The following is a 26196-nucleotide window of genomic DNA, read 5'->3' on the forward strand; positions in this document are numbered from 1 at the left end:
AATGGTCTCGTGGGCTCGGAGATGTGTATAAGAGACAGGCTTGCGGCCGCGGCCGCCCCGGCATGCGGGCCGGCGCCGTGTCGGGGCGGGGGCTCAAGGTGTCAGTCATGGCGGTCTACGCGCCCAGCTTGTAGACGGTGGCGTTGCCCACGGTCTGGGCCTGGTAGTTGGCCGCGACCCAGGTGGCGACCTCGGAGTTGCCGCCGCGGCCCCCGCCCATGCCGCCCATGCCGCCGGAAATGAAGTAGCCGATCTCGCCGCCGTCCACCATCGCCTGGAACTGTGCGAGCGTCGGGTAGGGGTCGCCGCCGTTCCAGCCGCCGAGGGCTATCACGCTGGTGCCGGTGGCGAGTTCCAGGCTCGCGGCCTGGGTGGCGCCGGAGACAATCGCGGACCACTTGGCGCCGGAGGACTTCAGCAGCGCGGTCAACTCCGCCGAGGACGTTTCCCCGCCGGGGCCGCCGCCCATGCCGGCACTGCCCGCGCCGTCAGTGCCGGTTCCGTCACTGCCGGTCCTGCCTGCTGCCCCGAAGCCGCCGCCCATCGCGGACGCGGTGGGGCCCGACGTGGGGATCGAACCGGAATGCGGCTGGGCGACGGTCGCCAGTGTCCACGCGGTGCTTCCGAGCCCGCCGGCAAGCAGGCAGAGGATCACGACGCCGGCCGTGGCGGCCTTGCGGAACCGCGCCGGGAGAGCCGCCATGCCGTCCGCCCGCAGGAGCAGGAGCAGGGCCGCGGCGGCGAGGACGCCCAGGACCACCACGATCACCCGGAGCCCGGGAAGCCAGGACGGGTCGCGGCCCAAGAGCACGGCGGACCAGACTGAGGTGGCCAGCACCGTCACGGCCAGGACAACCCGGGCGGCCCAGTAGGTCCGGCCCCGCCACAGTTCCAGGGAACCGATGCCGGCCAGCGCCGCGATGGCGGGGGCCAGCGCCACGGCGTAGTACGGATGCACGGTGCCGCTCATGAAGCTGAAGATTCCGGCCGTGATGACCAGCCAGCCGCCCCACAGCAGGAGCGCCGCCCGGGTTTTCGAGGTCCTGGCTTCGCGCCGGGTGAACCACAGCCCGGCGGCCAGCAGGATCAGGGCCGCCGGCAGCAGCCAGGACACCTCGCCGCCGAAGCTCGTCCCGAACATCCGGGTGATCCCGGCCGCGCCGCCGAAGCCGACGTTTCCGGTGCCTCCCGGGCCGCCGGCGTTGCCTCCCAGGTTTCCTCCGGCGGGCATGCCCCCGCCTGACCCGGTGATCCGGCCCAGGCCGTTGTAGCCGAACGTGAGTTCCAGGAAGCTGTTGGTCTCCGACCCTGCCATGTACGGCCGGACCGAGGCCGGGGTCAGCTGGAACAGGACAACGTAGCTTCCGGCCACGACGGCGATCCCGGCGGCGGCGGCCAGCAGGTGCAGGAGCCGGCGGCCGAGGGTGGCGGGCGCCGCCCACAGGTAGGCCAGGGCCAGCCCGGGAACGATCAGGAAGCCCTGCAGCATCTTGCTCAGGAAGGCCAGGCCGATGACCGCGCCGGCCGCGGCGAGCCACTTCCAGCCGGCCTTCTCGATGGCGCGGGTGGTGAGGTAGGCCGCCAGTACCAGGCACAGGGTGAGCATCGCGTCCGGGTTGTTGAACCGGAACATGAGGGCGGCCACCGGGGTCAGTGCCAGGGCGCCGCCGGCGAGCAGGCCCGCGGCCGGCCCGGACACCCGCTTGATGGTCAGGTAGAGAAGCCCGACGGCGGCCACTCCCATGAGCGCCTGGGGAATGAGCATGCTCAGGGCCGAGAAACCAAAGATCCGTCCCGCGAGGGCGGGGATCCAGAGTGCGGCCGGGGGCTTGTCCACCGTGATGGCATTGCCGGCGTCGAGGGAGCCGAAGAGCAGCGCGGTCCAGTCCTTGGTCCCGGCCTGGATCGCCGCGGCATAGAACGAGTTGGCGTAGCCGGTGGCCTCCAGATTCCACAGGTACAACGCCGCGGTGACCACCAGGAGCAGCCCTGCCGAAGGCCGCACCCAGCGGGGCTGCGGTCCGAACAGCAGCCGGTCCCAGCGGCCTTGTGTGGCCGGCGCCGGGGACGCGGGCAGATGGGGGGCCGTCCCGCCGTCTCCGGGAACCGGGTGTGGCTGTTCCTCGGCGGCCGGCGGCCTGCCGGCCGGGGAACCGCCCTGGGCTCCGGCGGTGGGGCTGATGGTTGCCGTCATTTACTTGGCCTTTTCTGTGCGGGGGAGGGAAGGGTCGGGGGCGCCGGAACGGCAGCGGCGGGCCTGTGGCGGAAAACCACCAGCCGGAAGAGCAGGAACTTGACGGCCGTGGCGGCCAGGTTGGCGGCGGTGACCGTGAGCAGTTCAAGCCAGCGGTCCGGTGCCGCTCCCGACGCGGCGTGAACGACGGCGAGTGCGCCCGAGGTCAGGGCCAGCCCGATGCCGAAGACCAGCAACCCCTCGAAATGGTGGCGAGCCGCCTGGCTGCTGCCCTGGATGCCGAACGTGAAGCGCCGGTTGGCCGCAGTGTTGGCCACGGCGGTGGTGAGCAACGCGAGGAAGTTTGCCAGCTGCGGGTCCATGAACCCGCGGCAGAGCAGGAAGATCGCCAGGTAGGCCAGGGTGGAGGCCACCCCGATGCTGCCGAAGCGGACGAGCTGTCCGAAGAGGCTTCCGCCGGGGCTTTGTTCCTGGGCCCGGGAGGCGGCCGGCAGCGGTCCGCGGGCGAGGGCCGCGCGCAGGTCGGGAACCGGGATCCGGCCCGAGACCAGGTCCCGGCTCAACCGTGCCATGCCGCGCAAGTCCGCGAGGGCCGTCTGGACGATGTCCACGCTGGAATCCGGGTCGTCGGTCCAGTCCACTGGGACTTCGTGGACGCGCAGGCCGCACTTTTCTGCCAGGACCAGCAGCTCGGTGTCGAAGAACCAGGCGTTGTCCAGCGTGTGCGGAAGCAGTTGCCGGGCCACGTCCGCCCGGATCGCCTTGAAGCCGCACTGCGCGTCACTGAAGTGGGCGCCCATGAGGGCCTGGAGCAGGAAGTTGTAGCTGCGCGAGATGAATTCCCGTTTGGGTCCGCGGACCACGCGGGAGTTGCGGGTCAGCCGCGTCCCGATCGCCAGGTCGGAGTGCCCGGAAATGAGCGGGGCAAGGAGCGGGCCGAGGGCCGCCAGATCAGTGGAGAGATCCACATCCATGTACGCCAGGACCGGTGACGGCGAGGCCAGCCACACCTTGCGAAGCGCGTTTCCGCGGCCCTTTTCTGCCATATGGACCACCGTCACTTCGCGCAGCTCGCGGGCTACCCGTTCCGCGGCCTTGAGCGTTTCGTCGGTGCTGGCGTTGTCCGCCACGGTGATCCGGAAGGAATGCGGGAAGGCGCCGAGCAGGTACGCGTGGAGCCGGCGCAGGCAGGCCTCGAGGTCCCGTTCCTCGTTGAAGACCGGGATGGTGACGTCCAGCAGGGGCGTGCTGGCGCGCGTATCAATGGCCGTGCGCCGGCCGCCGGGGCCGGTCAGCGCCCCGGCGATCGGGCCCGGGACGGGTGCGCCGGCCAGCGCAAGCCCCGAGGGTGCCTCGGGGGCCGCCGGGCCGGCCGGCGTCGCCGTGGAGCGGGGCAGGGTTCCTGTGGCCTGGTCTGTGAATGTCATGGCTCAACTTTCCCGGCGGCCCATATGAAGGCTTTAGGGTCAAGCTGTGCGGGGGCTGTGGAAGTCTGGCCCGCCCGGGCCGGTCCCGCAGTGGAGACGCAAGGAGGCCCCGGATCCACGTGGATCCGGGGCCTCCTGTCCGGGCTGGTTAGGGCCGGTTTAGTACCAGTTGTGTGCGTAGTGGAAGTTCAGGGCGCCGCAGGGGGAGCCGTAGCGCGACTTGACGTAGTTCAGGCCCCAGTTGATCTGGGTCCGGTAGTTGGTCATGTAATCGGCGCCGGCGCTCGCCATCTTCGAGGCGGGCAGGGACTGGACCACGCCGTAGGCGCCGCTGCTGGCGTTCGTGGCGGTGGTCTTCCAGTCGGATTCCTTGGTCCACAGCTTGTGCAGGCACTGCATCTGGCCAGGTGCCCAGCCATAGCTTCCCAGCTGGGACGCGGCGTAGGCCTGCGCGCCGGCGGGGTCGTCGATTGCGACCGGTGCGGGGGCCGGAGCGGCTGCCGGTGCCGGAGCGCGAGCGGGAGCTGCCGCGGGAACCGGAGCGGGAGCGGGGGCTGCCGCGGGAACCGGAGCAGGTGCGGGGGCTGCCGCTGCTGCCGGCGCGGCAGCAGCTGGGGCAGGGATCAGCGCTTCGGCTGCCTTAACCTCCGAGATCTGGGGAGCCACGTTCTTTTCCGCTGGAGCGCCCGGCCCAGCCACCTGGACCCGCTCGAAGTTGAGCTTGGCCAGCGGGTCGGCGATCGTGGCCGCCTGGCTCGCAACATTCGCCGTGTGGGCGCCCGGCTCTGCCGCCTGGCTGGCGGCGCCGCCACCCAGCAGCAGTGCGCACGCGGCGGTGACGACGGCGGCACGGCGGCCGGTTACACCGAGCCCGGCGGCGAACCGCGACAGGGCGGATGCCTGCTTGACCGGTTCGGCGCGGTGGCGCGACTTGGCTGCGCCAACTGAGCGGGAATGCGAACCGCCGTCAGGGCGTGTTTGTACCTGGAATTCAGTCATGGTGGCCTCTCAACGCCGGCGGAGTTAGCTGTCGGGTTCGGATGAGGTCATCCGGCCGCACGGAACATCACGTGTCGGCTTCACCCCGAGGGCGCATGAAAGCAGAATGCCCGGGAACTCTGGGTCCCCCGCCTCTGCCTGGTCCAGCGGAATCCGGGAAGCGGCAGAGTTTGGCGTCCGTCCGGATATGCGGCACCGATGGCGGCGCACGCTAACGACGCTACAGGACCTGGCCGCTTAAGTCACATTTTGGTAACAGGAGTCACAGTGCCGGGGTGTCGGGTTGCGCCGGGTTCACGGGCCGGCCGGTCCGGGCCGTTTGCGCCGACGGCGGCCGTTCCGGTTAAGCCGGCGGCGGCGCGGCGGGCAGCCGCACGGCGAACTCCGTGCGGCCCGGCCGGGACGTGACCTCGACTGTTCCTCCGTGGGCCTCCACGATCGACTGGACAATGGACAGGCCCAACCCGCTGGTGCCCTCGGACGTCGGCGCGGCGGTCGCCGTGCCGTGACCTCCGCGGCTGCCGGAAACGGCGCCGGAGGACGAGCGTGCGGGAGCCCCGGACCCGACCCTCGCCGTCGCGACGGCAGAATCGGCGGGGACGGCTGCGGGGTTCGACGCCGGATTGGTGCGCGAGGCGTCGGCCCGGGCGAAACGGGCGAAGACCCGGCCGATAAATTCCGGGGCGATGCCGCTGCCGTTGTCTGTCACGGTGACCACGGCACTGCCGTCAGCCGAGCGCATAACGCCCGTGACCACCTTGGTCCCGGGTTCCGTGTGCTTGCGCGCATTGGACAGCAGGTTGGCGAGGACCTGGTGAAGCTGGGTCGCATCACCGCGCACCACCACGGGCTCGTCCGGAAGTTCCAGCTGCCAGATGCGGTCCGGGGCCATGACTTTCTCATCGCTGACCGTCTCGATGGCCAGCTGGGTGAGGTCGACGTCGGAGATTTTGAGCGGCTGCCCCTCGTCCAGGCGCGCCAGCAGCAGCAGGTCCTCCACGAGCGTGGTCATCCGCTCGGACTGGCTTTGCACACGGGCGAGGGACCTCTCGCCGTCGGGGGTGAAATGCTCGGTCATCCGCATCAGCTCCGTGTAGCCGCGGATGGCCGTCAGCGGGGTGCGGAGCTCGTGCGAGGCGTCGGCGACGAACTGCCGGACCTTCATCTCACTCTCCTGCCGCGCCTCGAGAGCGTTGGAGACGTTGTCCAGCATCTTGTTCAGCGCGTAGCCCACGCTGCCCACTTCCGTTCCGGGATGGGCAGCCGACGTCGGGACGCGGACCCCGAGCGCCACCTCGCCGGCGTCCAGCGGGAGACGGGAGACGTTGGTGGCGACCTCGGAGAGCTGTTCCAGCGGCTTCATGGTCCGCCGGATCAGGGCCGTGCCGGCGAGCCCGATCAGCACGAGCCCGCCTGCGGACACCACCACCATGGTCCAGACCAGGGAGGCCAAGGTGTTTTGTTTTTCAGCCAGCGGGAGTCCGGTCACAATCACGTCGCCGTACGGTGTACGCGCGGCCGTGAGCCGGTAGGCGCCGGCCGAAAGGCTGCGGTCCACGGACACGCCGCTCGGGGTCAGGGCCAGGAGAACCTTGTTGTCGGAGGGGGAGAGGCTCTTGACCGCGCCGTCCCCGGCCAGGAATCCGGCCCTGCTGACTTCGCCGTCGACTATCCGTGCGTTAAGCGTCCCGACGCCCTGTCCCCGGGCTTCGAGGGGGTCGGGGCGCCTGCCCGAATCGTCCGAGGAGGGCCGGCCGAACTCGCTCGAACGGTGGGAGGCCTGGTCCAGCTGGGTGTCGAGCTGCCGGGTGAGGAAGAGGTCCATGGAGGCGTAGCTGAACAAGCCCACAGCGCCGCAGATGGCCACGAGCAGCGCCATGGCGACCAGGACCAGCCGGGTGCGCAAATGCCACGTCGACGGGTTGCGCCAGTCGCGTCCGGGGACGCGGGTCATGCCGGAAAGTGAGGGCACGGATCAGTCCGCCGGTTTCAGGACGTACCCGGCTCCGCGCACCGTGTGGATCATGGGAGCGTGGTTGGCGTCGACCTTCTTGCGGAGGTAGGAAATGTACAGTTCCACGATGTTCGCCTGGCCGCCGAAGTCGTAGTCCCAGACACGGTCCAGGATCTGGGCCTTGCTGATGACCCGTTTCGGGTTTTCCATGAGGTAGCGCAGCAGCTCGAACTGCGTGGCGGTCAGGTGCATTTCCTCACCGGCCCGGGTGACTTCGCGGGTGTCGACGTTGAGCACGAGGTCTCCCACCACCAGTTCGGCGGTGTCCATCGCGGCCACTCCGGAGCGCTGGACCAGCCGGTGCAGGCGCAGCAGCACCTCTTCCATGCTGAACGGCTTGGTGACGTAGTCATCGCCGCCGGCCGCCAGTCCGGTGATGCGGTCCTGAACGGCATCCTTGGCGGTGAGGAACAGCGCCGGCACCTCAGGCGCGAACGCGCGGATCCTGTTCAGCAGTTCGACGCCGTCGAACCCGGGCAACATCACGTCCAGCACCAGCACGTCGGGGCGGAACTCCTTGGCGAGCCGGACGGCTCCGGGCCCGTCCTCGGCCACGGCCACGGACCAGCCGGCCATCCGCAGCCCCATGCTCATGAGCTCGGAGAGGCTGGGCTCGTCATCCACCACGAGGGCGCGGATGGGGGAGCCGTCCGGATGCGTGAGCTGGGGAAGGTTGTTGGTCATGGAGTGCGAAGTGGCCATGGGGACAACTCTCCGATCTGCCGGTTAGGCGGGGCTTTGGGGACCCTGTGCGGCACCTGTGAATCCCAGCCTAGCGAGCTGGATGCCGTTGCGGGATCGTACGGGCCGCAACGGCCATGTTCAATCCGCCCTTCCCGTCCGGCAACGTCACAGGCCGGGCTGTCGGCCCGCACAGCCCAAGCACAGGATCGCTCACCACGCTGGGGTGAACACCGATCCGCACCCTAAAGGAGAAATACCATGAGCGGTCAGCATCCCGGAGCCGGTTCCGGAGCAGCCCCCGAGTCAGCCCCTGTACCCGCCCCCACGCCCACCACCGGCGCGCCAGCGGCGCCCGCGCCCGTAACCACACCCCGTACTGCCTGGCAGTCCGGCGCCGGACACACCGACGGCGGAACAGTCCAAACCGGGCACGCCGATGCCGGACACGCTGACGCCGGACGCACCGGCGGCGGGCACGCCGAGGCCGGGCGGCCGGAAGCAGGCGCTGCCGGGGGCTGGGGCGCGCTTCCGGTTTGGAAGGTTCCGGCATCGGAACCTGCCTGGGGCATGCCCCGGCAGGAACCTGTCCCCGCCGCAGCCACAGGCTGGGGCGCGCCGGGAACTTCCGCCAAGACGGCCTCGGCGGCGAAGCCCTGGACCCTCAAGCGGGGGCTCGCCGTCGCCGGCGCCGCCGCAGTCCTGGCCGTCGGCGCCGGGGCCGGCGTCTATGCCCTCACCTCAAGCGCAACGGCAGCCACCGGTGCGGCCGGCGGGGCGGCAGCCGGCGGACCCGGCGGCCAGGGTGTCGCCCCAGGCGTGCCAGGTTCAGCACAAGACGGTTCCGCGCAAGGTGGTTTCGCGGGCGGCGGCATGCCGGGGCAGGGCGGTCCCGGCCACTTCGCTGCCGGTGGCATGGGCAGCGGGCTTTCCGCGGCAGTGCACGCCGAATACGTGGTGCTGCAAGGAAGCGCATACACCACGATGGCCGAGCAGTTGGGCACAGTGAGCGAGGTCAGCTCGTCCTCCGTGACGGTCAAGAGCAGCGACGGTTTCACGCGCAGCTATGCGCTGGGCAGCGACGTGGTGGTGAGTAATCTGCAACAGCGGCGCCAGCAGGCCGGCGGCACGGGCACGCAGCTGAGCGTCGCGGACATCGTCGCGGGCGGGACGGTGCGGATCGTGGCGGCCAAGGACGGTTCCGGCTACACGGCGGCCTCCGTCATGCTGGTCGCGGCGACAGCCACCGGCCAGTCGAACTGAACCGCCGCGGCCGGCGTCGCCACCGTGGCTGGCCGGCATCGCCGCCGTGCCTTGCGGGCGGCGATGCCGGCTGCCCACTCCGTGGACCGCCTCGCAGGCAGCGGTGGGCAGGCGCGGTTTGGCCCAACTTGCCGTGCTGTGAATGATTTACCCGAGGTCATCGACGTTGACCGAATAATATTCGATGAAGCGCACTTGCTGACCTCCCGGTCAGTAAAACACTTGTTATTTTATTGCCGCTACAGAATTGTGACTTGCGCTACAAATCCTCGATCTGTCTCACTATGTGGAACCTGGGGTCCATTGTTACTTGCACGTTTACATTGTTACGTTGCACACTTCAATTGTGAACAAGAACTCAACAGCACCTGCAGCCGCAGCTTCCTGGATCAGCACACCCGCTGGTACCGAGATGCGCTGTTGTCGAATGCACGCCTAACTTTTACACCCCTAAAGGTTTCTAGGCATTCGCCCCCAAGCCCAGAGTCGGGCGCCCCTCCCCAATTTCATTGCGGGGAAAGAAGCATTCGAGCCGCGATGACGGCCATTCACATTGAGGTAAGCATTCCATGTCAGTTGCATCCGGATACGTCCACATCTCCGTCCGTAACGCCAGCAAGGCCGGCCAGGCCTCAGGGATCCGCCAGGGCTTTGGCGGGCGCTCCGCGTTCGCCCCCGCCGGATCCGCGGGCAGCTTCCCCGCCCCCGGATATGCAGCGCAGGGCTACAACCCTGACTCCTACGGCCAGCTCCGTGCCGTCCCCCCCGCCCCCGCCACGGCACCCACCCCGGTGATCGCCCCGGGTGCCGGCAGCCCGGTCCGTCCGGCCCCCAGCGACAACGTCGCCCGCGGCTTCGTGCTGTACATGGGCATCGACGAGGAAACCGCTGCTGCAGCCGGCACATCCATCGCCAAGCTTGCCCAGGAAATCCGGGCCTACGCACAGTCGCTCGTGGCCGGTGCCGAAAGCTATGCCGCCGTCGCCGTCGCGCCGGCCAGTGCCCCGGGTTCCGCCCTCGACGTCGTCCGCTCGACCTTCGGTGACCCCACCGCGGGGGCCCGCCAGCGCACCGAGACCGCCCGCCTGCAGCAGCCGCAGGATCCGCGGCCTTCCGGGGTGCTGATCGACCTCGCCCGCCGTGAGGTGCACCTCGACGGCGAATCCCTGAACCTCACGTTCAAGGAATTCGAACTCCTGAACTACCTCGTGGAGAACGGCACCCGCACCGTGGGCCGCGACGAGCTCCTCGAAGGCCTGTGGCGGAACGCCGAAGAGGTCCCGAACGAGCGGACCATCGACGTCCACATCCGCCGCCTGCGTTCCAAGCTCGGCCGCCTCGCCAACACCGTGCGCACCGTGCGCGGCCAGGGCTACCGGTTCTACGAGCACCCCGAGGTGGTTGTCTGGGCCGCTCCGGAATACTCGATCTAGCTTCCAGCCCACGCAAAGCGCCCGTTCCCTGCCCAGGGAGCGGGCGCTTTCGCGTTTCCGGAAGCTTCAGTGGCTTTCCGCCGGCAGCCGCATTCCCCGACGGGCGCATTGGGTGGGCTGGCTGACGGGCCTCTGCCGCCGCTGCTGGTGGGTCGCGGTTAGACTCTGTTGCCTTTTGGGGGTCCGGCGTAGTCTCGGACCGTTGAGCCGACTATTGGGAGGAAGACATGTCTGTTGCACGGATTACTACCCTGAGCGCGAACTCCAAGACCTCGTTCGATGCCGCCATCAAGGAGGGCATCGACAGGGCCAATAAGACCCTTCGCAATGTCACGGGGGCATGGGTGAAGGAACAGAAGGTCGAAATCAGCGACGGTGCCGTCGTTGCCTGGCACGTCGTGCTGGAAGTGACCTTTGTCCTTGAAGACTGAACGGACGCTGGTGGGATGCGCGCCCGTGGGCCAGCCGCCGCACTAGGATTGGGGCATGAGCGCGCATCACATCAAACGGCTGGTGATCATGCGGCACGCCAAGTCCGATTGGCCCGGCGGGGTTGCCGACCACGAAAGGCCGCTCGAAGAACGCGGCCACAAGGACGCCCCAGTCGCCGGAAAGTGGCTGCTCAAGCACGGCGTGGTCCCTGATTTCATCCTCTGCTCCAGCGCTTTGCGGACCCGCCAGACCTGCACGTGGGTGTGCCACGCCCTCGGAGACAAGGCGCCGACGCCCAAGCTCGAGGATGGGCTGTACGCCGCCTCCGCCTTGCGCATGCTGGCCGTCATCAACCACGTCCCTGACACCGTCACCACCCTCATGGTGATTTCCCACATGCCCGGGGTGCAGGACCTTGCGATGCATCTGGCGTCGCGCGACTCCGACCACGATGCCTACATGGACGCCGCCACGCGCTATCCGACCAGCGGGCTGACCGTCCTGGAAACGGAAAAGTCCTGGGCCGAACTGGACGGGCAGGACGCCAAGCTGACCCACTTCAAGGTCCCCCGCGCCAAATAGCCGCAGGTCCGCCCGGCGAGGGCTGCGGAATCCATAGCAACCTGCGCCGATCTGCGGTTTACTGATGCTGTTTAGTCATGTGGTTTTTTCCAGTGGTTTTGGGGCATCTGTTGCAACCCGGAGAAAAGGTGATCAACGTGGATTCAGGGCAGCTCATAGGAATTATTGTCGGCATCGTCGTGGTGCTCGCGATCGTAGCGGTGGCGGTCATGGTCAGCCGCAAACGCAAGGTGGCGGCGGACCGGAACCGTGCGGCCGAGATGCGTGAACAGGCCAAGGCCGACGAATTCGCTGCGCGGGAACGCGACGCCAAGGCGGCCCGTGCCGAGGCCGACGCGCAGGAGGCTGACCTCGAGGCCGAGCGGTTGCGGCAGGAAGCCCGCAAGCGCCAGGAAGAGGCCGAAAGCGTCCGCTCCGGCGCGCAGGAGCAACTGCGCAAAGCCGACGAAGTGGACCCTGACGTAGTCACATCTGAACGCGGCGGCGAAAGCGGGCAGATGCCGACCCGCGGGGATTTGCGCGCCGAGAGGGCCGCCGCCGAGCCCGCAACGGGCAGCCACGTCCCCGGCCAGCAAACGTCCGGCCAGCAAGTGTCTTCCGGCGAACAAGCGTCCGGCGAGCCAGCGTCCGGCCAGCAAGTGTCAGCCGACCAGCGCAGCCGCGAGGACGTAACCCGGACCGACACGGCCCCGGGCCCGGATGCCACCCCACGGGAAGACAAGCCTCGAAACCTCTGAGCTGGACTCCTGAACTGGCCCAGGCGAAAAATCCTGTGCTGAACGTTTCGCCGGGTGGTGATGCGCGGGACTCAGCGGCGGGCCGAGGCCCGGGCGGGTGATTTGGGGGCAGGCGACTTGGCCGGTGTCTTCGCTGCCGGCTTGAGCGGTGTCTTCGCCGGTGACTTGGCCGCGGGCCGGGCAGTGGACCGCGGAGAAGCCGCGCGCGGAGCCGCCGGACGCGCGGCGGTTCCTCTCGGCGTCGGCCGCGGTGTGGAAGGCCTCGGATTCGCAGACTTGGCCCCCGCTCCCCGCGCGGCGGGCGACGGGCGGCGTCGCGGAGCACGGCCCGGGGAACGCCGGCCGTGGCTCCTGCCGGGCAGGACGGTGCCGGCAAACAGCAACAGTAAGGTGACGGCTCCGGCGGCCACGGCCAGATAGAAGTACAAATCCGGATGCTCAGAATCGACGCGCGTGGACAGGGCGTCGGGATCGGGGTTGAAGGCCAGCCCCCACTGACGCAGGAAAGCGACCCCGAACGCGATGAAGAGGATGCTGCCGACCCCGCTCGCGGCCAAAGTCTTGTGCCGGCGCCGGACCACCACCTCCGCCACGCAGGCCACATATGCCGTCGCGGCAGCCCCGACGAACCACACCAGCACCCACTCTTGCAGGGTGATTCCGGTCAGGACCAGAAGTGCCAGGGCAGTGAGAAACGCTCCGATGGCGACTTTCCCGTTGGTACCCATGTGACGCATGTGAACAATCATGCCTGAGCTGGCGGCTGCTTCACGACGTAGCCGCGCATGGAGGCCATGATTGCGGCCACACTCTGCTCCCTGGTGCGCTCCGGGTTGTACGTCTGGCGGTCCAGTCCGACCACGAAGCAGGCCCCAAAGATTGCCGTTTCCAGGCTGCCCCGGGAAACGGCGGAATCCACGGGGTAGACGGCGGCGACGCCGTCGATGGCAGAGCCGATCACCGCGAGCAGGCGCCCGCGGAGCTCGGCGAAGGTGTCCTGCCATTCGCTGGGGGTGCGCCAGCTCTCGCTGACCCAAAGCCGGGCGAAGGACGGGTATTCGGCCATGAAGTCCATGGCCTGGCCGATCATTTCCTCCATGGCGGCGAGGGGGTCGGCGGAGCCGTCGCGGACACTCAGCAGCCGCGCCAGCAGGATGTCCACGCCGTGGCGCAGCAGCTGGGCGATCAGGTCCGACTTGCTGCCAAAGTTGTAGTACACCGTGCCTTTGGACACCCCGGCGGCCGTGGCGATCTCGTCCACCGTTACGCCCGCCGCGCCGCGCTCCCCGATCAGTTCCATGGACGCCTCGAACAGTTTCTGTTTAGTGGCGTTCGTGCGGGCCGGACGGAGCTTTTTCCCGGCGTCCACTGTGCTCATACGGCGATCTCCGGTTTTAGGGACTTCAGGGTCCAGAACTTGTGCTTGTGAACGGCCAGCGTGGAAAGCGCCGCCCCGAGCACAGTGTACCCAAGGAGGCCAACCACCGTGGGCACGATCAAGGAAAGGTCCGCGCCGTAGATCAGGTGCCGCATGCCGGCCACCACATAACCCATAGGCAGCGCCTCGTGGACAAAGTGCAGCGGCTGCGGGGTGGTTTGCCACGGGAAGGTTCCGCCGGAGGAAACCAGCTGCAGGACCAGCAGTATAAGCACCACGAATTTCCCGGGAGTTCCCAGCAGGGCCACGACGCCCTGGATGATGGCACTGAAGGCCATGGCGGCCGCCAACATGAACAACCACATCAGCACCGGGTGGGCGGGCTTGAGGCCCAGGCCCAGGTCCACCACGAGGGTGAGCAGCGTGGCCTGGATGACTGAAACGGCAAAGAACGGCAGCCAGCCGCCGACGGCGATCTTCCATGACGGGGCGTTGGACGCCAGTGCGCGTTGGGTGATGGGCCGCATGGCCTGGACCAGCATGAATACGCCGATCCACAGGGCCAGGGTCAGGAAGAATGGCGCCAGGCCGGCACCGTACGACGCTGCCTTGGCCTGAGAGACGTCGCTGACGGCGACAGGGTCCGCGATCACCTTGGACAGGCTGTTCTTCTGGGCGTCATCGGGATTGGGGATCTTCCCGGCTCCCTTGTCCAGCTCCGAGGCCAGGGTGGCGGCGCCGTCGGAGGCCGTGCGGGCGCCGTCTTCCAGCTGGGCCGCCCCGTCGTCGAGCTGCCGGGCGCCATCTGCGAGCCTGGCAGTGCCGTCAACGGCGCTCTGCTCGCCCGCGGCCAGCGCGGCCGAGCCAGCTGAGAGCTGGTTGGCGCCGGCTGAAGCCTTTGAGATGGCATCAGTCAGAGCCGGCGTTGCTCCCGCAAGTTTGGCCGTCCCGGAACTTACGGCGGCGGACCCGTCGGCAAGCTGCTGGATCTGGGCTGCATCCGTTTGGATTCTGGACTTCGCATCGGCCACTGGGCTTGAGGCTGCGGCGGTATCGAAATCGGCCAGGATTTTGCCGGCCTGGTCGGGGGTGATGATCCCGGCGGCAATCAGACGGCTGTTGGATTGGACCACACGGTCCCGGAGGCCCTTGTCAGCAGCGCTGAGTTGCCCGACGACGTCCTGGACTTTCGTGTTCAGTGCCGCGTTTCCCGCCGCGACCTGCGCGGCGCCGTCCGCAAGTTTCTGCGAGTCGGCAGGGAGTGTGGCCGTCCAGTCCTTCAGCTGCGTCAGGCCGGCGCTGAGCTGGCCGGCGCCGGAATTGAGCTGGTTGGCGCCATCGCGCAGCTTCATTTGACCGGCGGCGAGTTCGGCGACTCCGCCGTTCAGCTGGCTCGTTCCGGCATGCAAACTGACTGCCCCGTCCCGGAGCCTGGCAATGCCGTCGGAGAGTTTTCCGGCCCCGTCGGCGGCCTGGACTATCTGAGTATGGATTGTGCCGAAGCCCGTCAGGAGCTGGTTCGCAGTCTCCTCGCCCACCTCCTTGGCAACCGTCGAATGCACGGCAGCGGTCAGCTTGTCCACGATGTTGCTGAGGACGTAGTTGTTGGCATCGTTGGTGGTGACATTCAGCATGGCTTGGTTCGCGGCGTCAAAGCTGCCCGGGGAGACTAGGTTGGCCGAGAAGTCCTTGGGAATTTTGAGCGCGAACGCGTACTTGCCGCTGCTTACACCCTGGTCCGCTTCCGCGGCGGTGGTGACTTTCTGCCAGTTGAAGACGTGGCCGTCCACGAGGCTGTCGGCGACCTTTTTCCCGGCCTCGAGCCGGGTCCCGTTGCTGGCGGACGCGCCGGTGTCCTCGACTACCAAGGCGGCGTCGATCTGGTCCAGGTTCCCGTACGGATCCCAGTTGGCGTAGAGGTACACCGCGCCGTACAGCAAAGGCACCATGGTCAGCGCCAGGATGGTCAGTTTGGGCAGGAGCCCGCCAGTCATGCGCTTGAGCTCGGAGCGGGCCAGCCGCAGAACAGTCACTTTAAGGCCTCGGTTTCGAACGGGATGGGTTCAGGGTTCCGGTGTTTCGCGGGATGGCCTTCTGTCTCCTGCGCATCAGGCTGGGCGGAGTCCGCGGATGCGTCAACGATGGAACCCGTTGCGGCGGCAGCTTTAACGGCGTTCCCGATTGCGGCGGACGGCCCGGTCCAGCCGTCCGGCAGTGCCGCGACGGTGACGACGACGGCGAGCGGCCGGCCGCCGTCGTGCGCCAGGTCTTCCAGTCTGGGAAGCCAGTCCGCGGGATCTGCGCTGTGCCTGTCCGGAGAATCGACCACCAGCAGATCTGTTCCGGGGTTGGCCAGGGCAAGGGCGGTGAGCAGTTCGACGCGTCGCCGGGCCGGAATCTGTTCGGTCCAGAGGCCGGCAATGTCCTCGAAGCGGTTGACCTTGAGCCAGGGTTTGCTCAGCAGAGCACCCCGATAGCGCCGGGGGATGAGCGCGAGGTCCTCGGTGACGAGGTCGCCCACGCTGAGATGCTGTTCGGGCTCGTTGACACCGGGGGAGTCCACCAGTGCACTGGCCAACCGGAGGCGCTTAATCCTGGAATTTCCGTCCCAGCTGAGCACCCCCCCGGAGGGCTTCATCCGGCCGCTGAGTGTGAGGGCCAGGGCTGTTCGCTGGTCCTGGCCGTCGCCTTCAACCAAGAGCAGCTCCCCGGCACGTACCTCAAGGGACGTGGGTGGGAGCAGGTCATTCCGGCGCCCGTTCACACGGAGCTGTTGCACGGAGAGCATGTAAGCCTTTCGCAGGGTCTAGTCTGCTTCAAGGCTAACCGAACTGACCGGTCAGTTCAAATAGAAATAGTCGCTTGTGATCAACGGATCACAGGCCATAGCTTTCCAGCAGGCGGAGCCAGACTTCGCTGATGGTCGGATAGGAGGGCACGGCGTGCCACAGCCGGTCCAGCGGGACTTCCCCCACCACGGCAATGGTGGCTGCGTGCAGGAGTTCAGCGACATCCGGGCCGGCGAACGTGGCGCCCAGCAGCACCTTTCGGTCCTCGTCGATGACCAGCTGCGCCCACCCTTCGTAGTGTTCGGCATGCAGGGAGGAGCCGGCCACCTGGATGGGGAGTTCCACGGCGGAGGCCCGGAAGCCGTCCTGCTCCGCCTGCGCCATGGTCCGGCCGACGTTCGCCAGTTCCGGATCGGTAAACACCACGTTCGGCACAGCGTGCTCGGAGGCCGTCTGGGCAAAGCGGCTCCACGGTGCCGGCTCGCCGCGGAGTTCGCCCTTGGCCCGGGCGGCAATGGCGTCTCCGGTGGCCCGGGCACCGTACTTGCCCTGGTGCGTCAGCATGACCCGTCCGGCGGCGTCGCCGGCTGCGTAAAGCCAGGGGTTGCCGGACACATCGTTCTCGGTGGCGTGGTGGACTAGTCCGGTGGAATCGGTGGTGAGCCGCAGGGTCCCGCCCTCGGGTGCCGGGAGGCCGACGCTGTCCAGGCCGAGTCCCTCAAGGGCGGGGTGCCGGCCGGTGGAGACGAGCAGCTTGTCCGCCGTGATCGTGGCGCCATGGGCCGTGCCGGTAGCGGGACCGGCGCCCGGGCCGTCCGTGGGGCCGCCCGTGGGGCCGCCGTCGAGCATTACGGTAAGGGAGCCGTCGTCGTTCTCATGCACGCTCCGCGTACCGGTGTGCAGGCGCAGGTCCACGCCATCGGCGCGCAGGCCGGCAGCGACCAGGTCTGCGGCCTGTTCCGGGAAAACGCCCAGGAGCCCGCCGCGGGCCACGAGCGTCACGGACGAACCAAGCCGGGCATAGGCCTGGGCGAGTTCGACGCCGGCAACGCCGCCGCCGAGGACCGCAAGCCGCGCGGGAACCGCGCGGGCTGAGGTCGCCTCCCTGGTGGTCCAGTACTCGACGTCGTGAAGCCCCTCGACCGGCGGCTGGTTCGGGGCGGAGCCCGTGGCGACCACCACGGCGTGCCGGGCCGTGAGTGCGTAGCTGTTGCCGTCCAGCCCGGCCACCTCGACGTGCCGCGGGGCGGTGATCCAGCCGTGGCCGCGGATCAGTTCGATGCCTGTCTCCTCCACCCACTTGACCTGGCTGTCGTCCTGCCAGTTCGAGGTGAAGTAATCCCGGCGCTTCAGCACGGCTGCCGGATCCAGGGTGCGGGTGACCGCTTCCTGGGCGCCGGGGACCGTCTGCGCGCCATGCAGCGCAGTGCCCGGCCGCAGGAGCGCCTTCGAAGGCATGCAGGCCCAGTACGAGCACTCGCCGCCGACCAGCTCCGCCTCGATGAGCACTGCTGTCAGGCCGCCGCGGACCACACGGTCCGCCACATTCTCGCCCACGGCCCCGGCGCCGATCACAATGACATCGAATTCCCGCTCAATCTGTGCCGTCATGGCACCAGCCTACGCCGGGGCCATGGCCGCATCCGGGGGAGCTCCGGGCTCCGGCGATGCGGGCTTCCGGCGTAATGTGCCGGGCCGAACCCTTTGCAGGACGGGGGACGGTCGATACTGTTGGGACCATACTTGGGGGAGGAGGCGGCCATGGCCGCACGCAACATGACAACAGGCCCGGCCATACCGCTGGCAAGGTTCAGCGCCCAGGCCCGGCTCCGGGCGCTCCAGTCGGACATCCTGGAGCTGATCCTGGAACGCGACCTGGTTCCCGGCGACCCGCTGCCGACCGAAAACGAGCTGACGGCGGCACTTGGCGTCGGCCGCAACACCCTGCGGGAGTCCTTGAAGGCGCTCCAGGCGCTGGGCGTCATTGAGATCCGCCACGGATTCGGCATGTTCGTGGCGCCGAGCAATTTCGAGGCCCTGACCGATGGGCTCACCTTCCGCGCCCGGCTGTCGCTGCGCCATCAGGGCGAGGAAGCCCTGCAGCTCGTGGAGGTCCGGCAAGCACTCGAATCCGGCCTGGTCGGCGCCGCCATGGACCGGATCAGCGCAGAACAGCTGGCCGCCGTGGAGGAGTCCGTGAACCGCATGGAAGCGCTGGCCGACGCGGGGGAGCCCTTCATCGAGGCCGACGCGGAGTTCCACCGCAGGCTTTTCGAGCCGCTGAACAACGACCTGCTGATCAGCCTGATGGACGTTTTCTGGAAGGTCTACCGCCGGATCCACCTCGAACTCGGCGGACCGTACGCCGTCGACCTGCAGGCAACGGCCGCAGTGCACCGGGGGATCTATGAGGCGGTCGCAACGGCGGACAAGGCCCTCGCCTCCGAGCGGCTCAGCACGCATTTCGACGACATCCGCACCATCATCGTCCGGACCACGGCCTGAGCCCTGCGGCCGGGCCGCTCCGGCCCAACGGCTGCCGCCGGCGCCCAGCCCGGCGCCTAAGGCAGCCGGCCCGGCGCCCTGGCGCCTAGGGCAGTAGGCGGTTAAAGCAAAAGATCCGCCCCGGCGAACCGGGGCGGATCTTCAACTGTGCGCCCAAAGGGATTCGAACCCCTGACCTTCTGTTCCGTAGACAGACGCTCTATCCAGCTGAGCTATGGGCGCATTCTTGGCTCTTGGAGAACTTCTCTCTCCCCGAACCTCGAATTACTTTACGCGAGCCCGGGCCCAGTTACAAATCGAAACGGGTGTAATCTAGCCGACTAGACCGGTCTACGTGACCTTAGTCACAAAAAGGAGGGATGATGGCCGGCCAGTTCCTTGAATTTCCGCGGTTTTTGAATTGCTCCGCCCCGGTCATCCCACGTCCGGGCCCGAAATGGGCCCCCTGCCGAGCCCTAGCATTTAGGACACACCACTGAACCCGAGGAAGGGAACCGTAATGGGAGATCTGGCGCGACTGCCGTTGCTTGAAAAAGCACCCACCACACATGCCGGTCTACTGGCATGGGTAGAAGAGGTAGCTCAACTGACCCAGCCGGACCGGATCTACTGGGTTGACGGGTCGGAAGCGGAAAACACCCGGCTGACCGACGAGCTCGTTGCCGCCGGCACCCTGACCCGCCTCAACGAGGACCTCTTCCCCAAGTCGTTCGCGGCCTTCTCCGACCCCGCCGACGTGGCCCGGGTCGAAGAGCAGACCTTCATCTGCTCCGAGAACGAGCACGACGCAGGCTTCACCAATAACTGGATGGCCCCGGCGCAGATGAAGGAAAAGCTGCGCGGCCTGTTCGCCGGCTCCATGCGTGGCCGGACCATGTACGTGATCCCCTTCGTGATGGGCCACCTCGACGCCGAGGACCCCAAGTTCGGCGTCGAGATCACCGACAGCGCCTACGTTGTCGCCTCCATGCGGATCATGGCCACCATCGGCACCGAGGTCTTGGACAAGATCACCGCGACCAACGCGTTCTTTGTCCCCGCCCTGCACTCCCTGGGCGCCCCGCTGGCCCCCGGCCAGGCCGATGTCCCGTGGCCCTGCAACCCGGACAAGTGGATTGTCCACTTCCCGGAGGAGCGCTCCATCTGGTCCTTCGGGTCGGGCTACGGCGGCAACGCCCTGCTCGGCAAGAAGTGCTACGCCCTGCGCATCGCCTCGGTGATGGCACGGGACGAAGGCTGGCTTGCCGAGCACATGCTCATCCTCAAGCTGACCTCGCCGGAGCAGAAGAACTACTACATCTCCGCCGCCTTCCCGTCGGCCTGCGGCAAGACCAACCTCGCCCTGCTGGATCCGACCATCGAGGGCTGGAAGGTCGAAACCCTCGGGGACGACATCACCTGGATGCGGTTCGGCAAGGAAGGCGAGCTCCGCGCCGTCAACCCCGAGGCCGGCCTGTTCGGCGTGGCTCCGGGCACCGGCTGGGGCACCAACCCCAACGCGATGCGCGCCATCGCCAAGGGCCACAGCATCTTCACCAACGTCGCCCTGACGGACGACGGCGGTGTGTGGTGGGAGGGCATGACCGACGAGGTGCCCGCGCACCTGACCGACTGGCAGGGCAACTCCTGGACCCCGGATTCGGACAAGCCCGCCGCCCACCCGAACTCCCGCTTCTGCACGCCGATCGACCAGATCGACATGCTGGCCGAGGAGTACTACAACCCGAACGGCGTGGAGCTTTCCGCGATCCTGTTCGGCGGCCGCCGCAAGACCACCATCCCGCTGGTCACCGAGGCGCGCAGCTGGTCCAACGGCATCTTCATGGGCTCCACCCTGTCCTCGGAGACCACCGCCGCGGCAGCCGGTGCCGTGGGCGTTGTCCGCCGGGATCCGATGGCCATGCTGCCCTTCATCGGCTACGACGCAGGCGATTACCTGAACCACTGGGTCAACCTGTCCGCGAAGGCTAACCCGGAGCGGCTGCCCAAGATCTTCCTGGTCAACTGGTTCCGCCGCAATTCCGAGGGCGGATTCGCCTGGCCCGGATTCGGTGACAACGCCCGGGTCCTGAAGTGGGCCATCGAACGCCTCGAGGGCAAGGCCGACGCCGTGGAGACCCCCATCGGGTTCGTCCCCACCGCTGACGCGATCGACCTCAAGGGCCTGGACATGACCCCGGCCCAGGTTGAAGAGGCCGTCCGCGTCGACCCCGCGGAGTGGACCACCGAGCTGGCCTCGATCGAGGAGTGGTTCGCCAACTTCGGCAGCTCGCTGCCCGAGGCGCTGCGCGCCGAACTCGCAGGGCTGAAGGAGCGCATGGCTGCCGAGCAGTAGCAGCCGGCACAACAGCACCTATAACAGTGCAATAGCGACGGCGGCCCCGCATCTTCCCGGAAGATGCGGGGCCGCCGTTTTCGTTGGGTGCGTGACGCCGGGACTTAGGTCCCTAGGCCGCGTCAGGCCGGATCCCTAGGCTTGTCCGCATTCCATCAGCCGGGCCGGCCGCCGATTGGAGCGTGCGCTGGGGGCATTCCGGGCGGGTGCGGCCGCGCCCCCGACCTGCTCGCGGTAAGCGAGATTCAGGAGTTCCTCATGCTTGTCAACGACGACATCGATGCTTTGTCCAGCGCTGTCAGCGGCCCGGTCGCGTTGCCGGACAGCCCCGAATTCGCGGAGGAGACGTTCGCCTTCAACGTCGCAACAGTGCACCGGCCCGACGTCGTTCTGGGGGCCGCAGATGCCCGGGACGTCGTGGCCGCGGTTAAATGGGCGGCCGAGCGCAGGCTTCCCGTGTCCGTCCAGTCCACCGGTCACGGCGCCGAATCGGCGATCGATGGCGGCCTGCTCATCAACACGCGCAGGCTGCAGGACCTGCAGATCGATCCGGATGAACGCACCGCACGCGTCGGCGCCGGGGTGAAGTGGCGCACCCTCCTGGAGGCCAGCGTGCCGCACGGGCTCGTCGGATTGCACGGTTCCAGCACCGACGTCGGCGTCGTCGGCTACACGCTCGGCGGCGGGCTGCCCGTGCTCGGCCGCGCGCACGGCTTCGCGGCGGACCATGTCCGCAGCATGGAGATTGTCACGGCCGACGGCGCGCTGCGGCGGATCGACGCCGACGCCGAGGCCGAGCTGTTTGCACTGATGCGCGGCGGCAAGGGCAACCTGGGGATCGTGACCGCCCTCGAGTTCAGTCTCTTTCCGTTCAGTGACTTCTACGGCGGCGGCATCATCTATCCCGGGGCAGATGCGGCCACCGTCCTGGCTGCCTTCCGCCACTGGCTGCCCACGCTGCCCGAAGATGCCTCACCCTCGATCTCGCTGCTGCGGCTTCCGGATATGGACTTCGTTCCCGAGCCGCTGCGGAACCAGTTCGTCGTGCACCTGCGCTTTGCCTTCCTGGGCAAGCGCGAGGCCGGCGACGCGCTGCTGGCCCCGATGCGGGCGGTCTCCACCCCGTTGATGGACACGGCCGGGCCCATGAGCTACCTCGACGTTGACCAGATCCACATGGACCCGGCGGACCCGCTGCCCTTCATGGACGGCGGCGCGCTCCTGAAGGATTTCGGCGACGATGCCGTGGCTGACCTGCTCGAGCTCACCGGGGACGGTTCGGACTGCCCGCTGCTGCTGGTGGAGGTCCGGCCGCTCGGTGGCGCGCTGGCGCGGACTGCTGCAGTGCCGGATGCGTTGCCGGACGCCGTGTCGGGGCGGGACGCGGCCTTCCTGCTGTTCCTCGTCGGGTTCAAGATACCGCCCCTTGCCGAGGCCGTATCGGCCTCCATCAGCGGGATCCTGGCCGCGATGGCTCCCCACTCCACCGGGTACACGCTGGTCAATTTCCATGGCGAGCCGGGCGACGAGGAGGACCGGGCCCGGGCGTGGTCTCCTGAGGTATATGAGCGGATGCGGTCCGCGAAGTCCACGTACGACCCCGGCAACCTCCTGCGCTTCGGCCACGCGATCACCGGGGTGCCGGCGGCGGGCTGAGCCTGGACAGGCCTGGCCAGGTTAACCACGACGGCGGCCCGGCACCTTTATTGCGAAAGATGCCGGGCCGCCGTCGAACTCTCATCGATCGCTCCGAAAACGCCCTTTTGACCCCTCAAAAGGGCCGTTGCGGAGCAGCCGATGAGTGCTTTAGCTGGCGAGCCAGATGTCCGGGCCGAAGACCTCGTAGTGGATCTTCGTGGCCGGGATGCCGGCGTTGATGGCCTCGTTGCGGATGTTCTTCATGAACGGCAGCGGGCCACACAGGTAGAGCGAGGCGTTGGCCGGGAGGTCCACCTCGCGCAGGGACATGAAGCCCGCGTTGGAACCGGCTTCGGGCTGCTCGAGCCAGAGCTGCAGGTCGGCGCCGTCCAGGCGTTCGACGTCGTCCGTCATCTGGGAGCGCAGCGCCCAGCTGTCCAGGGTGCTTTCGGCGTGCAGGACCAGGACCTGGCGGTCCGAGCCGGACTCGGCCAGGGAGCGCAGAATGGACGCCGTGGGCGTACAGCCGATGCCGGCCGAGGCCAGGACCACGGGGCCGTCGCCCGCCGCGAGTGTGATTTCGCCGTAGGGGTTGGAGATTTCGATGACGTCGCCCACGGCCACGTTGTTGTGCAGCACGGGGGAGACCTCGCCGCCGTCGTCGAGCTTGGTGGTGAAGCTGCGGCTGGTGCCGGCGTCACCGGAGAGGGAGTACTGGCGGACCTGGCGGAGCCCGTCCGGAAGCGTGACCTTGACGCTGACGTACTGGCCCGGCAGCGCCGCGGTGATGGGGGTGTCGTCGGCCGGTTCCAGGGTGAAGGTCATGGAACCGGTGCCGGCCGGGGTCTTGGCGGCAACCTTCCAGGGGGTCCACATCTTGGCGTTGGCCTGTGCGGCGTAGAGGCCCTTCTCGAGCTTGATGAGGGCGTCAGCCATGAGCCAGTAGACCTCGGTCCAGGCTTCGGCGATTTCCGGGGTGATGACCTCGGCCAGGTCCTCGGCGATGGCGGCGAAGAGGTGCTCGTAGACCACCTGGTACTGCGGTTCGGTGATGCCGAGGGAAGCGTGGCGGTGCGCGATCCGGGACAGCACGGTCTCCGGCAGGGTGTCCGGGTTGTTCACCAGGTGGCTGGCGAAGGCGGCGATGCTTCCGGCCAGGGCCTGCTGCTGATTGCCCGAGCGCTGGTTGGAGCGGCTGAACAGGCCGTCCAGCAGTTCGGGGTGGGCGGCGAAGAGGCGGGCGTAGAACTTGGGGGTGATGGCCCCGATCCGGGAACCGACCAGCGGCAGGGTGGCCTCGATGACGGGGAAGGACTTGTCCGAGAGCATGTTGACTCCTGAGGTAGTGGCCCGGCTTCTTCAGTCGGGCCCGCGACGATACTTGCATTTCAAATACGAATATCTATGCCTCAGTTCTACACTGCGTAGAAATCTATTCCAAATCGACGGGCTTCCGGGCGTGGCGGCGGCGGGCGCAGGCGGGTGTCAGTGGCAAGTGTCGCTGCCGGAAAAGGAACCGGTAGTGCCCACGTTCGTCAACGTCATGCCGGGAAGGGGGAGGAACTGCCAGGAGTAGGACGTCGCGTTCAGGGTCAATTTGAGCGGCCCGAAGGCGCTTCGGCCACGGGCCACCATTGCGGTCAGGAGGGGGGGGTCGGTGTTGGCCGACAACGCCTGGAGATCCGCCCCGCCGGCGCCCGCGGTAAAGGACCGGATCCCGGTCGGGGGAGAGCGCCGCCGCCGGCCCCCATGAACTCGGCAAGGGTGGCGTTCTGGTACTGAAGGTCCCCAAGGGCGATGAACCTGTCGGGCGACTGGGCCGCGACCACCGCGGCCACGTCGCCATGGCGGCACGCCGAGGTGGTGACAACTGAGCCGGGGGCACAGGCGATGTCGCCGACAGCCAGCACGGTCGCAGTCCCGCCGGCACCGGGTTGGGTGGTGGCGGTGGCCTCGTTGGAGCCGGGGCCGGTGTTGCCGGCGGCGTCGGTGGCGGTGACGCGGTAGTACCAGGTTCCGGCGGGGCGGTTGGTGTCGGTGTAGCTGAGCCCGGTGGTGTCGGCGATTCTGCTGGTGGTGGCGGGGGTGAAGCCTGCCGCGGTGGAGCGGTGGAGCGGTGGACGGTGTAGCCAGTGGCGCCGGTGTTGTCGGTCGCCGCGGTCCAGGACAGGGCGATGGTGGTTCCGGTGGCTGTGGCGGCCAGGGTCCCGGGCGCGCCGGGTGCGGTGGTGTCGGGCGGGGTTCCGTCCGTGTAGGTGAGGGTGGAGCGCAGCGTGGCGGAGGCCTGGCGTGACCAGAACCAGGAGCTGTCGGTGCCGGTCAGGGCCAGGGTCCGGGACCCGGTTCAGCCGGTTATCAGGCTGGTGTCCAGGGGAATGTCGTAGGCCGTGTCGGCGGCCGTGCCGCCGGGCAGGGACCCGAGGGTGGGCCCGGAAACCGCGGGGCGGTTGGCGTAGAGGGTGCCGGTCTCGGACCAGGAGTCGGCCGCTGAGCGGACGTTGAGGGTGTTGGCGGAGCCGGCGGAGGCCAGGCTGGTGGTGCGGATGCGCAGGATCGCGCCGGTCAGTGTTTGGGGGCGGTGATGAACGTCAGTAGGAGCGCCGCGGCGCCGGCAGCGCCAAACCAGCGGATACTTTTCATCAGCGGCCTTCGACTGGCCGGAAAGACAAAAATACCGGCTTGGTGACGTTCCCTAGGGGTACTTTGTCACCCCGTGCCTGCTTGAAGTCAATGGGCAGGCCCGCCAGGAAGGGCGTTTGGACGCCAAACCAAAGGTTTTCCCCAGATTGGGCCGGATTCCCGCCGGTAAGCGGCCCGAACCTGCCGGGCCGCTTAAAGCCCCGGGCGCAGCCCGATCGCTGCAAAGACGGGCGCCATCTGCCGGGAGGTCGGCAGTGACGCGATCACGATCCCGTCGAGTTCGCCGTAGAAGGCTTCGCGGGCTCGGGCCAGCGCGGCCCGGAGCCGGCATTCGGTGATGAGCGGGCACGTCCCGCCCGTGGCGACGCAGTCGGCCGGGTCTAAACGGGTGTCGAGTTGCCGCAGCAGCTGGCCGACCGTTGCGGTCCGGCCGGCGCTGCTCAGCCGGGATCCGCCGTTGCGGCCGCGTTCGACGTCGATCAGGCCCAGTGCGCGCAGCTTCGCCATCGCCTTGCTGACGTGGTTGTACGGCGTGCCGACGGCGTCGGCGATGCTCTGGGTGGTCAGGAGCCCGCCGTCCGGAACGGCCGCGAGCACCAGCAAAGCGCGAAGGCTCACATCGGCGAACGCATTGATCTTCATATCCCCAGCCTAAGGGCGGTCTAGTCCACCCAGACGGCGGGCTCGTTGGTATCGGCGGCCAGCTGGCCGAATTCGAGTTCGTGCGTCCCGGCGTTCGCGGCGTAGGGCAGTACGGCGGCGAAGAGAGAGCCGTCCTGGTGCTCTGCCGCGACGTGGATGGCGTCCGAGTCTTCCTCGAGCAGCGTGATGTCGCAGACGACGGCGGCGGCCCGGAACTCCTCCCGGTGCTGCCGGAGCAACTCGTGGAGGTCCCGGATCATGGCGTCCGCGTCGAAGTCGGCGTCCGATCCGTCGCTCGCGTCCGCGGGTGTGACTGCCACCAGCCGGACTTCGCCGTCGTTCTGCACCACCAGGGCGAAGGGCAGGAAGCCGCCGTTGCGTTCCAGCTGCTCCTGCGCGGCACCGACGCCGGTGCCGAGCAGGTTCTCCAGGTCCGTGGCGCTGGCGTCCGGCACGGACTCGCGCCAGGATCCGGTGTTGTCGGATTCTTCCGGGTGTACTGCCACC

At 68.2% G+C, this 26196-nt stretch carries 22 protein-coding genes, 1 tRNA gene and 1 riboswitch; of the genes, 8 read left to right on the forward strand and 15 right to left on the reverse strand.

The features are described 5' to 3' along the window. Nucleotides 1-115: 115 nt before the first annotated feature. The 5 genes from ARTB_RS18480 to ARTB_RS18500 form a co-directional block, all read right to left on the reverse strand. Nucleotides 116-2194, reverse strand: coding sequence for a glycosyltransferase family 39 protein (locus ARTB_RS18480; protein WP_243181809.1), 2079 nt, complete (start codon nucleotides 2192-2194; stop codon nucleotides 116-118). After that, nucleotides 2191-3621, reverse strand: coding sequence for a bifunctional glycosyltransferase family 2/GtrA family protein (locus tag ARTB_RS18485; protein ID WP_243181810.1), 1431 nt, complete (start codon nucleotides 3619-3621; stop codon nucleotides 2191-2193). Before ARTB_RS18485 ends, ARTB_RS18480 begins: the two co-directional genes overlap by 4 nt. A gap of 159 nt (nucleotides 3622-3780) precedes the next feature. Next, the gene (locus tag ARTB_RS18490; protein WP_243181811.1) at nucleotides 3781-4620 is read right to left on the reverse strand and encodes a hypothetical protein; all 840 of its coding nucleotides are present in this window, start codon (nucleotides 4618-4620) and stop codon (nucleotides 3781-3783) included. Next, nucleotides 4620-4779, reverse strand: a riboswitch (cyclic di-AMP (ydaO/yuaA leader). It overlaps the preceding gene by 1 nt. Nucleotides 4780-4963: 184 nt before the next feature. After that, a complete protein-coding gene (locus ARTB_RS18495) occupies nucleotides 4964-6574 on the reverse strand; it encodes a sensor histidine kinase (protein ID WP_243181812.1) in 1611 nt (536 codons plus the stop codon). A gap of 21 nt (nucleotides 6575-6595) precedes the next feature. Beyond that, complete coding sequence (locus ARTB_RS18500) at nucleotides 6596-7336, reverse strand: response regulator transcription factor (RefSeq protein WP_079551963.1); 741 nt, start codon at nucleotides 7334-7336, stop codon at nucleotides 6596-6598. A gap of 240 nt (nucleotides 7337-7576) precedes the next feature. Here ARTB_RS18500 and ARTB_RS18505 point away from each other — a divergent pair, with 240 nt between their 5' ends. The 5 genes from ARTB_RS18505 to ARTB_RS18525 all read left to right on the forward strand — a co-directional run bounded on the left by ARTB_RS18505 (nucleotide 7577) and on the right by ARTB_RS18525 (nucleotide 11762). Continuing rightward, the gene (locus ARTB_RS18505) at nucleotides 7577-8578 is read left to right on the forward strand and encodes a hypothetical protein (protein WP_243181813.1); all 1002 of its coding nucleotides are present in this window, start codon (nucleotides 7577-7579) and stop codon (nucleotides 8576-8578) included. A 569-nt stretch (nucleotides 8579-9147) separates the two neighbouring features. After that, nucleotides 9148-10011 (forward strand): winged helix-turn-helix domain-containing protein, encoded by an 864-nt coding sequence (locus ARTB_RS18510; RefSeq protein ID WP_243181814.1) that lies wholly within the window; start codon nucleotides 9148-9150, stop codon nucleotides 10009-10011. A gap of 227 nt (nucleotides 10012-10238) precedes the next feature. Next, the gene (locus tag ARTB_RS18515; RefSeq protein WP_018774263.1) at nucleotides 10239-10442 is read left to right on the forward strand and encodes a dodecin family protein; all 204 of its coding nucleotides are present in this window, start codon (nucleotides 10239-10241) and stop codon (nucleotides 10440-10442) included. 55 nt (nucleotides 10443-10497) lie between these two features. Further along, complete coding sequence (locus ARTB_RS18520; RefSeq protein WP_243181815.1) at nucleotides 10498-11025, forward strand: SixA phosphatase family protein; 528 nt, start codon at nucleotides 10498-10500, stop codon at nucleotides 11023-11025. A 137-nt stretch (nucleotides 11026-11162) separates the two neighbouring features. Next, nucleotides 11163-11762, forward strand: coding sequence for a hypothetical protein (locus ARTB_RS18525; protein WP_243181816.1), 600 nt, complete (start codon nucleotides 11163-11165; stop codon nucleotides 11760-11762). Nucleotides 11763-11833: 71 nt separating this feature from the next. On the opposite strand, the gene ARTB_RS18530 is transcribed toward ARTB_RS18525, so the two are convergent. From ARTB_RS18530 to ARTB_RS18550, 5 genes are all read right to left on the reverse strand, one after another. Further along, a complete protein-coding gene (locus ARTB_RS18530; protein ID WP_243181817.1) occupies nucleotides 11834-12490 on the reverse strand; it encodes a hypothetical protein in 657 nt (218 codons plus the stop codon). A gap of 17 nt (nucleotides 12491-12507) precedes the next feature. Beyond that, entirely contained in the window at nucleotides 12508-13140 is a 633-nt protein-coding gene (locus ARTB_RS18535; RefSeq protein ID WP_243181818.1) for a TetR/AcrR family transcriptional regulator, read from the reverse strand. Beyond that, on the reverse strand, nucleotides 13137-15173 hold the full coding sequence (locus ARTB_RS18540; RefSeq protein ID WP_243181819.1) for a YhgE/Pip domain-containing protein: 2037 nt from the start codon (nucleotides 15171-15173) through the stop codon (nucleotides 13137-13139). Before ARTB_RS18540 ends, ARTB_RS18535 begins: the two co-directional genes overlap by 4 nt. Next, nucleotides 15170-15928, reverse strand: coding sequence for an ABC transporter ATP-binding protein (locus ARTB_RS18545; RefSeq protein ID WP_243181820.1), 759 nt, complete (start codon nucleotides 15926-15928; stop codon nucleotides 15170-15172). Before ARTB_RS18545 ends, ARTB_RS18540 begins: the two co-directional genes overlap by 4 nt. An 88-nt stretch (nucleotides 15929-16016) precedes the next feature. Next, nucleotides 16017-17540: a dihydrolipoyl dehydrogenase family protein gene (locus ARTB_RS18550; protein ID WP_243181821.1), complete on the reverse strand. Its 1524-nt coding sequence runs from the start codon at nucleotides 17538-17540 to the stop codon at nucleotides 16017-16019. A gap of 165 nt (nucleotides 17541-17705) precedes the next feature. Here ARTB_RS18550 and ARTB_RS18555 point away from each other — a divergent pair, with 165 nt between their 5' ends. After that, a complete protein-coding gene (locus ARTB_RS18555) occupies nucleotides 17706-18434 on the forward strand; it encodes a FadR/GntR family transcriptional regulator (protein WP_028275178.1) in 729 nt (242 codons plus the stop codon). Between the two features lie 148 nt (nucleotides 18435-18582). Here the strand turns inward: ARTB_RS18555 and ARTB_RS18560 are convergent. Continuing rightward, a tRNA-Arg gene (locus tag ARTB_RS18560) sits at nucleotides 18583-18656 on the reverse strand. Between the two features lie 277 nt (nucleotides 18657-18933). Here ARTB_RS18560 and ARTB_RS18565 point away from each other — a divergent pair. Beyond that, the gene (locus tag ARTB_RS18565) at nucleotides 18934-20769 is read left to right on the forward strand and encodes a phosphoenolpyruvate carboxykinase (GTP) (RefSeq protein WP_028275179.1); all 1836 of its coding nucleotides are present in this window, start codon (nucleotides 18934-18936) and stop codon (nucleotides 20767-20769) included. A gap of 258 nt (nucleotides 20770-21027) precedes the next feature. Beyond that, nucleotides 21028-22425 carry an FAD-binding oxidoreductase gene (locus ARTB_RS18570; RefSeq protein WP_243181822.1) on the forward strand — a complete coding sequence of 466 codons (1398 nt, stop codon included), beginning with the start codon at nucleotides 21028-21030 and terminating at the stop codon, nucleotides 22423-22425. Nucleotides 22426-22575: 150 nt separating this feature from the next. Here ARTB_RS18570 and ARTB_RS18575 read toward each other — a convergent pair whose 3' ends face one another. From ARTB_RS18575 to ARTB_RS18585, 4 genes are all read right to left on the reverse strand, one after another. Further along, the gene (locus tag ARTB_RS18575; RefSeq protein ID WP_243181823.1) at nucleotides 22576-23736 is read right to left on the reverse strand and encodes a globin domain-containing protein; all 1161 of its coding nucleotides are present in this window, start codon (nucleotides 23734-23736) and stop codon (nucleotides 22576-22578) included. Between the two features lie 1015 nt (nucleotides 23737-24751). After that, nucleotides 24752-25033 carry a CBM96 family carbohydrate-binding protein gene (locus ARTB_RS21990; protein ID WP_439954151.1) on the reverse strand — a complete coding sequence of 94 codons (282 nt, stop codon included), beginning with the start codon at nucleotides 25031-25033 and terminating at the stop codon, nucleotides 24752-24754. Nucleotides 25034-25239: 206 nt separating this feature from the next. Further along, complete coding sequence (locus ARTB_RS18580; RefSeq protein WP_028278121.1) at nucleotides 25240-25689, reverse strand: RrF2 family transcriptional regulator; 450 nt, start codon at nucleotides 25687-25689, stop codon at nucleotides 25240-25242. A gap of 20 nt (nucleotides 25690-25709) precedes the next feature. Continuing rightward, the gene (locus tag ARTB_RS18585; protein ID WP_243181824.1) at nucleotides 25710-26195 is read right to left on the reverse strand and encodes a hypothetical protein; all 486 of its coding nucleotides are present in this window, start codon (nucleotides 26193-26195) and stop codon (nucleotides 25710-25712) included. Nucleotide 26196: the final 1 nt, after the last annotated feature.

The organism is Arthrobacter humicola (genome assembly GCF_022803015.1).
Lineage (GTDB): Bacteria > Actinomycetota > Actinomycetes > Actinomycetales > Micrococcaceae > Arthrobacter > Arthrobacter humicola_A.

Coding starts and splice junctions, on each gene's coding strand:
- ARTB_RS18550 (WP_243181821.1), bottom strand. CDS start 17,540: ATGACGGCACAGATTGAGCGGGAATTCGATGTCATTGTGATCGGCGCC.
- ARTB_RS18485 (WP_243181810.1), bottom strand. CDS start 3,621: ATGACATTCACAGACCAGGCCACAGGAACCCTGCCCCGCTCCACGGCG.
- ARTB_RS18565 (WP_028275179.1), top strand. CDS start 18,934: ATGGGAGATCTGGCGCGACTGCCGTTGCTTGAAAAAGCACCCACCACA.
- ARTB_RS18515 (WP_018774263.1), top strand. CDS start 10,239: ATGTCTGTTGCACGGATTACTACCCTGAGCGCGAACTCCAAGACCTCG.
- ARTB_RS18545 (WP_243181820.1), bottom strand. CDS start 15,928: ATGCTCTCCGTGCAACAGCTCCGTGTGAACGGGCGCCGGAATGACCTG.
- ARTB_RS18520 (WP_243181815.1), top strand. CDS start 10,498: ATGAGCGCGCATCACATCAAACGGCTGGTGATCATGCGGCACGCCAAG.
- ARTB_RS18580 (WP_028278121.1), bottom strand. CDS start 25,689: ATGAAGATCAATGCGTTCGCCGATGTGAGCCTTCGCGCTTTGCTGGTG.
- ARTB_RS18530 (WP_243181817.1), bottom strand. CDS start 12,490: ATGGGTACCAACGGGAAAGTCGCCATCGGAGCGTTTCTCACTGCCCTG.
- ARTB_RS18500 (WP_079551963.1), bottom strand. CDS start 7,336: ATGGCCACTTCGCACTCCATGACCAACAACCTTCCCCAGCTCACGCAT.
- ARTB_RS18510 (WP_243181814.1), top strand. CDS start 9,148: ATGTCAGTTGCATCCGGATACGTCCACATCTCCGTCCGTAACGCCAGC.
- ARTB_RS18495 (WP_243181812.1), bottom strand. CDS start 6,574: ATGACCCGCGTCCCCGGACGCGACTGGCGCAACCCGTCGACGTGGCAT.
- ARTB_RS18555 (WP_028275178.1), top strand. CDS start 17,706: ATGACAACAGGCCCGGCCATACCGCTGGCAAGGTTCAGCGCCCAGGCC.
- ARTB_RS18535 (WP_243181818.1), bottom strand. CDS start 13,140: ATGAGCACAGTGGACGCCGGGAAAAAGCTCCGTCCGGCCCGCACGAAC.
- ARTB_RS18490 (WP_243181811.1), bottom strand. CDS start 4,620: ATGACTGAATTCCAGGTACAAACACGCCCTGACGGCGGTTCGCATTCC.
- ARTB_RS18575 (WP_243181823.1), bottom strand. CDS start 23,736: ATGCTCTCGGACAAGTCCTTCCCCGTCATCGAGGCCACCCTGCCGCTG.
- ARTB_RS18480 (WP_243181809.1), bottom strand. CDS start 2,194: ATGACGGCAACCATCAGCCCCACCGCCGGAGCCCAGGGCGGTTCCCCG.
- ARTB_RS18570 (WP_243181822.1), top strand. CDS start 21,028: ATGCTTGTCAACGACGACATCGATGCTTTGTCCAGCGCTGTCAGCGGC.
- ARTB_RS18505 (WP_243181813.1), top strand. CDS start 7,577: ATGAGCGGTCAGCATCCCGGAGCCGGTTCCGGAGCAGCCCCCGAGTCA.